The sequence below is a fragment of the Calderihabitans maritimus genome (assembly GCF_002207765.1).
GTDB classification, from domain to species: Bacteria; Bacillota; KKC1; order Calderihabitantales; family Calderihabitantaceae; genus Calderihabitans; species Calderihabitans maritimus.
This window is the reverse complement of record NZ_BDGJ01000091.1, coordinates 1-12,002: the sequence shown is the minus strand read 5'-3', so window position 1 is coordinate 12,002 and position 12,002 is coordinate 1. Positions and strand designations below refer to the sequence as shown.

At 43.4% G+C, this 12,002-nt stretch carries 12 protein-coding genes, 2 pseudogenes and 1 CRISPR repeat array; of the genes and pseudogenes, 1 reads left to right on the top strand and 13 read right to left on the bottom strand.

All coding sequences use genetic code 11. From position 1 onward, the window contains the following. Positions 1 to 605 precede the first annotated feature (605 nt). The 13 genes and pseudogenes from KKC1_RS08460 to KKC1_RS08405 all read right to left on the bottom strand — a co-directional run bounded on the left by KKC1_RS08460 (position 606) and on the right by KKC1_RS08405 (position 9,886). Positions 606 to 1,346, bottom strand: coding sequence for a LytR/AlgR family response regulator transcription factor (locus KKC1_RS08460; RefSeq protein WP_088554037.1), 741 nt, complete (start codon positions 1,344 to 1,346; stop codon positions 606 to 608). Between the two features lie 25 nt (positions 1,347 to 1,371). Next, positions 1,372 to 2,247, bottom strand: a complete 876-nt coding sequence (locus KKC1_RS08455) for a methylenetetrahydrofolate reductase (protein WP_088554036.1) — start codon at positions 2,245 to 2,247, stop codon at positions 1,372 to 1,374. 32 nt (positions 2,248 to 2,279) lie between these two features. After that, the gene (locus KKC1_RS08450) at positions 2,280 to 2,543 is read right to left on the bottom strand and encodes a methylenetetrahydrofolate reductase C-terminal domain-containing protein (protein WP_088554035.1); all 264 of its coding nucleotides are present in this window, start codon (positions 2,541 to 2,543) and stop codon (positions 2,280 to 2,282) included. Positions 2,544 to 2,555: 12 nt separating this feature from the next. Then, positions 2,556 to 3,686, bottom strand: coding sequence for a histidine kinase (locus tag KKC1_RS08445; protein WP_088554034.1), 1,131 nt, complete (start codon positions 3,684 to 3,686; stop codon positions 2,556 to 2,558). A 940-nt stretch (positions 3,687 to 4,626) separates the two neighbouring features. Beyond that, on the bottom strand, positions 4,627 to 5,019 hold the full coding sequence (locus KKC1_RS08440; RefSeq protein ID WP_088554033.1) for a MerR family transcriptional regulator: 393 nt from the start codon (positions 5,017 to 5,019) through the stop codon (positions 4,627 to 4,629). A 132-nt stretch (positions 5,020 to 5,151) separates the two neighbouring features. Next, complete coding sequence (locus KKC1_RS08435; RefSeq protein WP_088554032.1) at positions 5,152 to 5,589, bottom strand: cupin domain-containing protein; 438 nt, start codon at positions 5,587 to 5,589, stop codon at positions 5,152 to 5,154. Positions 5,590 to 5,615: 26 nt separating this feature from the next. Further along, entirely contained in the window at positions 5,616 to 6,020 is a 405-nt protein-coding gene (locus KKC1_RS08430; RefSeq protein WP_088554031.1) for a flavodoxin, read from the bottom strand. Continuing rightward, entirely contained in the window at positions 5,981 to 6,475 is a 495-nt protein-coding gene (locus KKC1_RS08425; protein ID WP_238134246.1) for a flavodoxin, read from the bottom strand. Before KKC1_RS08425 ends, KKC1_RS08430 begins: the two co-directional genes overlap by 40 nt. 99 nt (positions 6,476 to 6,574) lie before the next feature. Then, positions 6,575 to 6,769 (bottom strand): annotated as a pseudogene (locus KKC1_RS17505) (iron-containing alcohol dehydrogenase); the annotation flags it as partial. A 120-nt stretch (positions 6,770 to 6,889) separates the two neighbouring features. After that, positions 6,890 to 7,264, bottom strand: a complete 375-nt coding sequence (locus KKC1_RS16770; protein ID WP_088554029.1) for a cyclophilin-like fold protein — start codon at positions 7,262 to 7,264, stop codon at positions 6,890 to 6,892. 5 nt (positions 7,265 to 7,269) lie between these two features. Beyond that, positions 7,270 to 7,536 (bottom strand): hypothetical protein, encoded by a 267-nt coding sequence (locus KKC1_RS16765; protein ID WP_088554028.1) that lies wholly within the window; start codon positions 7,534 to 7,536, stop codon positions 7,270 to 7,272. An 84-nt stretch (positions 7,537 to 7,620) separates the two neighbouring features. Continuing rightward, entirely contained in the window at positions 7,621 to 8,826 is a 1,206-nt protein-coding gene (locus KKC1_RS08410; RefSeq protein WP_088554027.1) for an iron-containing alcohol dehydrogenase, read from the bottom strand. A 64-nt stretch (positions 8,827 to 8,890) separates the two neighbouring features. Further along, positions 8,891 to 9,886 carry an aldo/keto reductase gene (locus tag KKC1_RS08405; protein WP_088554026.1) on the bottom strand — a complete coding sequence of 332 codons (996 nt, stop codon included), beginning with the start codon at positions 9,884 to 9,886 and terminating at the stop codon, positions 8,891 to 8,893. Between the two features lie 408 nt (positions 9,887 to 10,294). Between KKC1_RS08405 and KKC1_RS17500 the strand changes: the two are divergent. Further along, positions 10,295 to 11,010 (top strand): annotated as a pseudogene (locus KKC1_RS17500) (ExeA family protein); the annotation flags it as partial. A gap of 311 nt (positions 11,011 to 11,321) precedes the next feature. Continuing rightward, a CRISPR array of direct repeats spans positions 11,322 to 12,002; the repeat unit is 29 nt; unit sequence GTTCAAATTCCTCTATGGACGATGGTTAC.

Here is a 12,002-nt window from a genome sequence, read left to right as displayed (position 1 = left end):
TTTTGGTATATTTAACCTCTTATGGAGCAGGGCCTCATTTTCCTTCTTGGCCCCCGATATTTATTGACTCATACTTTTGCATTGTGTGTTTATTTTGTGATAATGTCACCTATCTTGTAAATCATCGTGATAAAATGTCACTATGAAGGACGAGGTACGTTATCTAATGATCCAAGAACAACTTAATAGGTTTAGTGTTACGTAATTCTGTTTGGCAAGTATAAAATGCTGAATTCGGCAACTAAAAAATACATAATTTGGTTGGCCATTACGCTCAAAGATATGGCAAATTAAACCCACCCCAATTTTTCAAAATATATCAGGGCAAAAAAGCCTAACGTGAAAATTGTTCTAGGCATGCCCGAGGACGGGGCTTGGCGTGTTAGTGGCTCCCGCAAAGGTTACTGGAGACTGGCCAATACTCCGCAAACAAATAAGGGCCCTGGTTTAGCCTACTGGCGAAACCAAGGGTTTACCAGCTTGGTCGAACGGTACCGGGAACTTCGTCATTCCCTATGAACCGCCGTATACCGAACGGTACTTATACGGTAGTGTGAGGGGACGGGGGGAGTCGCCCCTCCTACTCGATTTCAGATAGATTCCCTTTATAACAAATGAAAAATGCTTTTAAGCTTTCTAACATTGGATCTGCTAACCGGAATTTCACTTTGCTCTTTGTCCTTCATAATCAAGTAATAGTTACCATGGAACCCCGGTCGTATTTCTTTGACTTTTTCGATATTAATCAGATAGCACCGGTGGGGACGGAAAAACTGAGATGGATTCAGGCGATTTTCTAAATCTCTTAAAGTGAAGCGCGTCAAAAATTTTTGATCATAAGTACGAATAAAAATGTTTTCATTTTCCGAGTAGATATAAAAGATATCATGAACATGGATTGGGAAGGTGGCTTCGTTTTTTTCTCCAGGTACTATTTGTAAATATTTTTTTTGGTTATTATGCTTATGTTCCTGAGCAAAAATTTCTTGCCGCAGCAGTTCTACTGTTTCTTGCAATCTTTCTTCGTCAATGGGTTTTAGCAAATAATCAAAAGCTTTTACCCCGAAAGCTTCAATAGCGTGTTCTTCATATGCTGTAACAAAGACTACTTTCGGGCTCTTGGCCAAGCTGCGTAGGCGTCTAGCCAGCTCTAGGCCATCCATCTCCGGCATACGGATATCTAAGAATATTACATCATAATCAAGGGCACAGATAAGTTGGTAGGCTTCTTCTGCGTTACTAGCTTCACCGATTATTTTAATATCTTTATATTTATCCAGGTGATAACGCAATTCCATCCGTGCAGGGTATTCATCATCCACTATTAATACTTTGATGAATTCCATCGAACCCCAATCCCCCTAAATCACATTAGTAGGAGGGAGCTGCTGGCATACCTAGCAGCTCCGGCAGGTGTTCTTCCATTCCCAGTGGCATTATATGAACCCCTTTACAGTAGTTTCTTAACTCATCGATGAGCTCGCGGGCAATCCGGATACCTTCTTCTTTGGGATTGGCTGCCCTTTCCAGGCGTTGGATCAGGTGTTCGGGCACCTGGATGCCAGGGATTTTGCTGTTAAGAAACCTGGCCATTTTGGCTGATTTCAACGGAATGATTCCCGCTAAAACATGGATGTTAAAGTCTCGTATATCTTCCAAAAATTTAATAAATTCTTTGGAATCGTAAATTGCCTGGGTTTGTACAAACTTCATTCCCGCGTTTACTTTCCGCGCCAATTTCCAGATCTGCATTTCCCTCACCTCAGGGGCAGGATTTACTACTCCGCCAATGTAAAATGAAGTTCTTCCGTTGAGCAGGGTTCCGGCAAGGGATTTACCACTATTTAATTTATTAGCGGTAGCCATTAATTGGACCGAATCTAGATCAAATACTGGTTTTGCTTCCGGACAGTCTCCTAATAAGGTATGGTCTCCCGTTATGAGGAGAAGATTTTTTATACCAAGAGCTGCCGCACTTAGCATTTCGGATTGAAGAGCTAAACGATTGCGATCCCGGCAGGTGAATTGACAAATAGATGTTATTCCCCGTTCCTCGAGAAAATGACAGATAGCCACCGGGGACATTCTCGTCACTGCTCGTTGATTATCGGTAACATTAAAGGCATCAACGACTGATTTAAGCTTTTCTGCTTGGTCTAATAAAGGCTGAATGGTTGTACCAATCGGCGGACAGAGTTCAACGGTGACAACAAAATCCTTGGTTTCTAAAATTTCGGCAAGAGACACAAAATCACCTCCTCAAATTGAGTTGGTAAATTCTAGGAAACATTGCGATTATTTTGTTTAACGATATTGGAATAATCTTTAATAGCCGGGTCAAAAGACAGCACCAACTTACCGCTTTTACTACATCTCTGGAAGATCTCTAGCCAGGCACACTTTTTATGAAAACCGATTTCGCAGCACTCGTTCTGTGCACCGCCACAAGGTCCGTTAACCAAACCCTTAGCGCAATGCATGATTGGACATATTCCTCCGGTCTTAAGCAATAGGCAGGTTTTACACTTTAAACATTTTCCCATACCCCATTCCTCCTAACCTTCATTGTTAGCAATTGAACACCGATGCTGGAGCGGCAAAGATAACAAGATTGCTGTGCCGCAACCAGGTCGGCTTCTGATTCTTAAGGTGTCTTCCCGACCATAAAGGCGAAGTAGCCGTTCTTTAATATTTCGCAGGGCCAAGCTGTTGCCGGAACCAAATCCAGGCTGGAATATTTTGGCTAACTTAGACTTCGAAATCCCTACACCATCGTCCAGCACTAAAACTTTTAGTTTGTTCCGTTTCAACTTACAAATAATAGTTAAGTTTCCTCCTTTACTACGTGGGGTGATACCATGCATAACCGCGTTTTCTACTAAGGGTTGAATACAGAGAACTGGAATTTCTACATCCAAGGCTGCTTCTTCAACCTTAATGTGTACCCGTAAATTATCACCGAAGCGAGCTTGTTCTAGGTATAAATAAGTCTCAACATACTCCATTTCCTCCCTGAGACTGATAAAGGGAGATGGATCTTGTAAGGTTTTACGGAAAAATTTGGCTAATTGAACAAGAAGCTGTCTTGCTTTTTCTACATCCGTACGACTGAAAACTATGATAGTATTGAGAACATTAAAGATAAAATGGGGCCGAATCCGGGCCTGCAGGGCCTCCAAGCGAGCCTGAGCCACCAGCTGGCGAAGACGTTCTTTTTCAGCCAGCTCTATTTGAATGCTAAGGATTCGGGCAATACCGCTAGCTAGTTTGATAATCTTTGGTGATATTTCTTGTTGATTAACTTGATACAGTTTTAAGGCACCGATTACTTCCCCTTCACAAAAAAGGGGAGCAATTACAGCTGATTTAAGAGGACAGGTACAGTCATTGCTTACAGGGCAATTAAAATCTTTTGGATTTTGAATGACCTTTAAGATTCCGGTATCGATCGCTTCTTTAGTCGCATTAGTAACAATGGACCTGCCATGCCGGTGGTTCTTACATCCTGCACCGGCAAATCCTAAGATTTTTTCTTGATCGGTAATGGCTACTGCATCGACATCACTAATGTTTTGAATAATTTCTGCAACCTTTTGTGCGGTCTTCATATTAAGGCCTTGTTTTAAATAGGTTAACGTTTCATGAGCAATATCAAAGGCCGACCATTCAACGGTTTGTTTATTCATATTCATCCCTCGCTTTCTATTAGACAGTTAGGAGACAACAGCTTCCAAAGTGTTTTCCAAGAGGAGACTGATTGATAAACAACCTATCCCGCTGTAGACCGTCCTGAATTCCTTCGTGATCTAAAACCACATGCGTTCTCCGGATTAACTCCATCTACATCTTAGCGGGGTTGTATGCTTGCCAAAATTTCATTACAAGAAATTTGCTCCGGCAAAGGTATTTGCATCAAAATTCCGTGAATCTTACGGTCTCTCTATCGCCGTCTTTATTTTAACCTCTTCCGCTGTTGTTGTCATGTTACGGTTAGGTTCTTAGTTCAGTGTATTCTCCTTTGAGCAAAATACAGTCGAGGAATTTCCCTTCTTCTTCTGTGCTTTATTTATTCTCTTCTTGGTATTTTTAAAGGTTTTTTGTCCAACTCTTTTTACCAGGATTCTTTTGATTTGGTAATCATTACTTTAAATGATTGCAAGAATACTTGTTACATTTGTTTAGTAACTTATCTTACAAGTTTTATGAAAGCACTGCACTAAAATTGCCGTGAATTAGCGGAATCATTCCCGGAACAGACAAAATTTAAAGGTGAGTTGGTGTCTCAAGAACCGTCCGGCGCTACATCCGGGAGCTTCAGGACAGGAACATGCCTATAACGGAGGAAGGCGGTAAGGGGCAGAAACCCAAAATCTACCGCTGGGTCGGGAAGCGGGAGAAAGATACAATTGTAACCGAAACCGCGTAAGTCCAAACCCCAAGTAGAGTAGGCACAAAGTAGGCCCAAAGGCCCCAAGGTATATATATACCTTTGGGCCTTTGGGCCTACTCTTCTGTTTCCCGAAGGCCAAAATTTGGCCCAACGTTAGCCCAAACCTTGGTGCTACCTTTGGGCCTACTCGTACGCCCTGCTTGAGCTCATCACACAACAGCCCGTCTTTTCATAGACTAGATGTTGTGTGCCAATCTTTTTAACTTGTTTTCTGCCGGAACAAGCTTAGTTTCATATTCTTCAATTTTAAAATTTAGCCGTTCCAGCGCTCTCTTCATTTCCTCAATCCGGGAAAGGAGTTGCTCGCGTTGCGCAATAAGGATTTGCTTTCTGGCCTCTATGGTTTCGTCACCTTGCTGGAAGAGCGCGATATACTCGATCAGCGCTTCAACTTGAACACCTGCGCTACGCATACATTTGATGAATTCAATCCACCTACAATCTTCCTCTGTATAATCCCTGATTCCGCTTTTATTGCGCTTCACTCGAGGAATCAGTCCAATGCGTTCATAATAACGTAATGTATCAGGTGAAAGGCCAAATTTTTTGCTTACTTCTGCAATCGTCATGTAGTTTCACCTCCAATGTTCAATATTATTTAATACTTGGAGCTAACTCCAAGTCAAGGGTTTTTAAATAGTAGCACTATCCGTGCTACTATTTTAAAAAACGAAGCTTCTAAATCAAGTTTGCCCTATATATTATGCCTCTTCTTCTATTTTAAGTCGCAAATAATATTCATCAGAAACAGGTTCCATCCATTCTACTTCACCCTTTTGAGGATTGGTTGTAATCGCGATATGAGAAAGCCAACTATTTTGAGCCGCTCCATGCCAATGTTTAACACCCGGCTGGATTTTTACAACGTCGCCTTCTTTGATTATCTGTACAGGCCGACCTTCGTCCTGATAATAGCCTCTTCCTCCGGTAACAAGCAAAATCTGTCCGCCAGGATGTTTATGCCAATTATTCCTTGCACCCGGCTCAAAAGTAACATTATAGATTGCACAATTAAAGACGTCGTCGTTAGAAACCAATGTTTCAACCCAAGTTCTTTCTATGAAATATTCACTTGTAACTTTTTGCCCTTTCGGGAAAATTATTCTGCTGCCTAAGTTTCTTGGTTCGGTTTTATCCATTCTTATTTCCCATTTCGCTTATGATATCAAACCAAGTCTTTTAGCCAGTCTGCAATGTCTTTATCTGCTTTGTTAACATTACTTCCGCGAGTGGCTAAACCGGGCAGCACCTTTGCATCCGGACAAAGTTTCTTGATGTCGCGTTCACTGCTTCCCATTCCGCTGCCTTCATGTGTGCAAAATGGAATAATGGTCTTTCCCGCGAAATCATAAGACTCTAAAAATGTGAATACCGCCATCGGCATCGTTCCCCACCAATTAGGATAGCCGAGGAAAATCACATCATAAGAACTTGTGTCGTCTAGCTTATTTGCAAGCTCTGGTCTGGGATTCTGCCTTTTTTCTTCCTGTGCTACTTTTGTTGTTTCTGTATAATCTTCCGGATATGGCTTTATCGTTTTAATTGGGTAATGCCTATTTTGAGCAGCCATTGGGACACCTTGGCTTGTGCATCTCCTGCACCGCTCCCATATATTACAAATTCCTCCAGGATGGTTGATTTAGGGCATAGCTTCACAATATCACTAATCATTCGCCCCTTACCCCCTCCGCCGTGGGTACAAAAGGGCACGATGGTTTTTCCTGACAAATCGTATTCCGATAAAAAGGTAGCAATCGGGGGTGCTATCGTACTCCACCAATTGGGTGAACCAACAAAAATTATGTCATAGGATTCAATATGATCGATTTTTGTTTTTAAGGGAGGCTTATATCCTGCCTGTATTTCTTTCTTTGCTTGTGCCACAACCTCATTGTATGAACTGGGATACGGCACTTCGGGCTGTATCTCAAAAGTGGTTCCGCCAATCTCCTTGTGAATTAGATTTGCAATTTTACGCGTGTTTCCGGACCAGGTAAAATATACAATAAGAATTTGTTTAGCCATATTCACACCCTCCTTTAATCCACAGCCCAGGCATCCGTTTCTGTACCAGTACCCGTTATAGTAGTGGTTGCCCCAAAGAGGGGGGAGATTTTGTGTTACCGTCCCTTTGCCGCATCCGCTGTGGATGTAATCCCAAACAGTCCCCTTCATTGGTCGCCATTGCGGCGATGCCTTGGCAGTATCCAGGCTGCTACCGCCGCCAAGGCCGATAATAAAATCACCCCCATTTTCTCTTGCGTTGACTACGTTGTCCATGATATTATCCTTTAACGGGTCTGGCTTGAATTTTGTCAAAGATCCTATGTGCTACGACTGCCTTCAGAAGTTCATTTGTAACAGTATCAGGGTAGCCGTATTTCCTTGTAATCAATAGATTTTTACCGCTACCCGCGTTTGCTTTTCTTTGCACATTCATCACTTTTCTCTCTGTTCTAAAAGTTCAATTGTAACTGTAAAATCACCGTTAATCCTTGCAAGCTTTTCTATTCCAGATTCAATTTTACCTAAGATAATAAGTCCACTTGCATAACCAGAGTCTCTATAAAATATAGCCAAATTTCCCCAAGGAGAATAATAAGCGAAATCTCCAACTGAAGGGTCACTGCCCGATGGAGCATCTTTTGTAGACAATCTTTTTGGTAGTTCGCTAATCTTTTCTGCCCCCGCATAATCTCTAAATGTTAATGTTAATGGGAGTAATGTTAAAAAATCTCTGCTTGTCGGATGATCATACATTTTCACAATTACTTCCTCGTTGTTAAAAGTTAGTTTTATCCTAACGTCATCCATAGCGTCTAAACCCTCCTTGTTATCAATAATATCACTGCTGCTTTCTCTACCTGCCGAAGTGCTTTTGTCATTCGATTCACTTTGTGAGACACTTGTAGCCTCAGATTCGGCGGCGGGTTTTCGTTCTCTACATCAGCATGTTCGCTCTCAATAGGCATAGTAGGCTGCTGCTCCTGTTGGGAAATGTCGCTCGTGCTATTCTTATTACCGCCACAAGCAACGAGAGTGAAGGCCATCACCAAGGTGATGGCCAAAAATAACACTTTTTTCATTTTCCTTCCCTCCCATAAGAGGTTTCGTCCTTAAGTCCACTTTTGCCAAGTGTGCGTTTTCCATGGTAATTCCTCATTGCTTAATTACATTGCCATACGTAGTATTTCTACAATATCTTCCTTTCGCAGAGGGGGACGACCTGGAAGCCTTCCTTCTTCATCCTGAAGCACTTTCAGCGTCTCTTCCGCATAACGGAAAAGCATTTCTTCGGTAATTTCTCCAATGCCCAATTCCGACAGGCGCGTGGGACAACCTATGGAACGCAAAAACTCTTCAAACCTATTAATACCTTCCATAGCCAGGCTCAAGGTGTCTTTGCCTGTTGCTGACAAACCGAAGATACGTTGAGCAAATTGGGCAAAACGCTCGGGACGGAACCTCGCAGCAAAGCGCATCCAAGCCGGGTTCACGACTGCCAACCCTGCTCCATGAGGGATATCGTAGAGCGCGGAAAGTGTATGCTCGATCATATGCACTGGAGCCACCATATTTACGCCTGCCTGTACCCAGCCATTCAGGGCAACTATCGATGCCCACTGCACCTGGGTACGTGCTTCTAAATTATTTCCATCATTAACTGCCTTTGGTCCCCACTCCAAGACGGTAAGAATCACTCCCTCAGCAAACCTGTCCTGGAGAGGAGTCCCGTCTATACCATTAAAATAACCCTCTGTCACATGAGTTATTATGTCGCACACCCCAAAAGCTGTGTAGTTTTTTGGCACTGTCACCGTAAGTTCAGGATCCACCACTGCCACACGAGGATAGAGAACCTCGGTCTGAACGAATGTTTTTAGCTTTTCTTCTTCATTGTCAATTGTGATCACCGCACCATTGTTCATTTCCGAGCCAGTTGCCGCCAAGGTAGGAACAGTGATAATGGGAAGAGCTCGCTCCGGAAGTCTGGGCGCTTTTCCTGCCCGCACAAGCATATCCTTAGGATCGCCTTCATAAAGGACTGAGGCTGCAATTACTTTTGAGGCATCCATGACGCTCCCGCCACCCATACCTATAACCACATCACATTTTTCTTTTTTTGCTAATTCCGCAGCTCGCACTACAGTTGACAGCCGTGGATTTGGTTCAACACCAGAGAATTCCACTACTGAAACACCCGCTGATTTGAGACTTGCTACTGCTTTATCAAACGCTCCGCTTTTCTTTACACTTCCACCACCAATGACAAGTAGTGCTTTTTCCCCATATTGACTAACTACTTTCCCTAACTGTTCTAACGAACCTGCACCAAAGATTAATCGGGTTGGGTTATAAAATTCAAATTTCATCATAGGTAATACCTCCTGATTTGAATTTTTTGTAGAGTAGTAACATTGATACTTACCCTAAAGGGGTTTACAGATATGTCATTTTTTCTAACTCTTCAGGATATCGCCCTCCCTGAATGGTAATGTGTGAAAGTGCTTCGGCTATTTCCCTTAGATCCTCATGGGTGAGAGTCACGGATGCTGCTCCTATGTTTTCCTTAAGCCGCTCCAGCTTTGTGGTTCCGGGAATGGGGACTATCCAGGGTTTTTGAGCCAGAAGCCAGGCCAGGGCTATCTGTGCAGGGGTCGCCTGTTTCCTGCGGGCGATTTCCTTTATCAAATCAACCAGAGCAAGATTTGCCCGTAGTGCCTCAGGCTTGAAGCGGGGAATACGGCTGCGCAGATCTGAGGGATCAAATTGAGTCTTATCATCTATAGTACCAGTGAGGAATCCCTTTCCAAGAGGACTGTAAGGCACAAAGCCAATGCCTAGCTCCTCGCAGGTGGGGAGCACCTCTTCCTCGGGCCTCCGCCACCATAGAGAGTACTCACTCTGCACTGCAGTGACCGGACAGACAGCATGAGCACGGCGAATGGTATTGGCTCCCGCCTCTGAGAGGCCGAAGCACCTCACCTTACCTTCCTGGATGAGATCCTTTACCGCTCCAGCCACGTCTTCAATGGGTACATTTGGATCCACGCGGTGCTGGTAGTAAAGATCAATCGCGTCTACCCTGAGCCGCCTGAGAGAACCTTCTACAGCTTTTTTGATGTGCTCTGGTCGGCTGTTAAGTCCCCTCCAACCCGGTCTTCCGTCAGGATATAAATCAAATCCAAACTTGGTGGCAATCACCACCTCGCCCTTGAACGGCTCCAAAGCCTCTCCCACAAGTTCCTCATTAGTGTACGGTCCATAAACCTCAGCGGTATCAAAAAAGGTAACACCCAGTTCTACTGCCTTGCGAATGAGCGCAATCATCTCTTCCCTGTCGGGAAGAGGATTCTGACCAAAACTCATCCGCATACATCCCAGTCCGATAGCTGAAACTTCAAGGCCACTTTTTCCAAGTTTTCGTTTTTCCATATGTAACAACTCCTATTTTTTGTCTACAATTAGAATATACATGCTGGAGTTAACTCCAAGTCAATACCTTTTGGAGTATAAATCTTAGCGGCTATCTTTAGGTGTGAATTATCAAATTATCCCCATATAAAACCGTCCAAACTAATCAAATTAAAATTACCATTCATTTCTCCCGCCATATTATCAATATCCCTTAGCTGTTATCATGAGATGTTTACAAGAATATTTCACCGGTAAGAAAACCCACATCCCTTTTTACCGCCAGTTAAAAGAATTTTACGGCAGACGATTCTTAAAGAACTTACCTGCGGTAATCTCCTTTTTCCGGGATATGGGCGAAAGACTAACCCTTACCGGTGGAAAAAAAGAAAAAGCCATAAAGCTTTTGGAAATGATCAAAGCTTTCCCCAAAGCACCTTGGCTCGGCTTGATTATTTAAAGAAAGTGAGGGGTATCGGGGTACTGGTAGGAGAACCGGGTGCCGGGAAGACCTCTGCTCTAAGGGCCTTTAGTGCCAGTTTAAACCTGTCACTTTTTAAGGTGATCTACTTCCCGCTTTCTACGGGTACGGTGATGGACTTTTACCGAGGATTGGCTTTGGGTTTGGGGGAAGAACCCAAGTTTCGTAAGGTGGACCTTTTCCACCAGATTCAAGGTGCTGTCAGTTCCTACTACCATGACAAGAAAATTACCCCGGTGTTTATCCTGGACGAAATGCAGCTTAGTCAAAACAAATTCCTAAATGACTTGAGCATTTTATTCAATTTCTCCATGGACGCTGAAAACCCGTTTGTCTTAATTCTATCCGGGCTGCCTTTCCTTTTGGACAGGCTCATCTAAACCAAAACCAGCCATTAGCGCAAAGAGTGGTGATGCGCTTTCAAATGACGCCTCTTTCCAAGGAGGAAGTGAAGGCATACATCGACCACCACCTGAAGCTTGCCGGTGCAAACTATGATATCTTTTCTGCTCAGGCAATAGAAGCCATTACCTCCAGGTCCAGGGGTTGGCCGAGATTAATCAACAAACTGGCGGTTAATTCTCTTCTTTTGGGCTACCAGATGAGGTCAGAGACCATTGATGAGGAGATTGTCTTTAAAGCAGCTCAGGAGGCGGGATTATGATGCTACCTTTATGCTTTTAGGCATAGTTTTATTCTTAACCCCGTAATTACCAGCTTGAACTCATGACCGCACTTTTCAAGGGCTGCCGTTTAGCAGGGCGATAGCCTTTACCTTTGAAAAGGATGGGCATGAGTTCTATACTTTTTACAGGAGTTAGGCGTTCCAAATAATTCCTAACTTATCGTGATAATTTGAAAAATCTCATTTCCTAATCTAATTTGAACAATTTTCACGTTAGGATGTTTTTTTGCCCTGATATATTTTGAAAATTTGGGGTGGGTTTAATTTGCAAATTCACAACTACCGCCCACGTTCAAATTCCTCTATGGACGATGGTTACGTCTTTGCAGGTAAAGTACAGAGATAACAAAGGCGGGTTCAAATTCCTCTATGGACGATGGTTACACTTTCTTAGCTCTTCACTGCCTGCCGCCAAAAGTGGTTCAAATTCCTCTATGGACGATGGTTACCTTCGAGTATTGCTATTTTGTGTGCTTTATTTACTCCCGTTCAAATTCCTCTATGGACGATGGTTACCTTTTTGTTCCGGTGAGCGAACGTAAGTTTGGGAAGGTTCAAATTCCTCTATGGACGATGGTTACGCAGAACGTGTGCTTGAGCAAAGAAGAAAAAGAGGACGTTCAAATTCCTCTATGGACGATGGTTACGGTAAAGCATAGGTATAGCTCAGCATAGCTTTGCAGGTTCAAATTCCTCTATGGACGATGGTTACTTGCTCCGGTAAGCGAACGTGAGTTTGGGGAGGGGGTTCAAATTCCTCTATGGACGATGGTTACTCTGCTACCAGTCTTAACAGAGATTGAGAAAAAACAGTTCAAATTCCTCTATGGACGATGGTTACCCATTCCTCCGGCAGAAGTCTTTTTGCCTCCACCAAGTTCAAATTCCTCTATGGACGATGGTTACGAAGCGGAGCGGTCCCTTGACACGGGGGAGGCCCCCGTTCAAATTCCTCTATGGACGATGGTTAC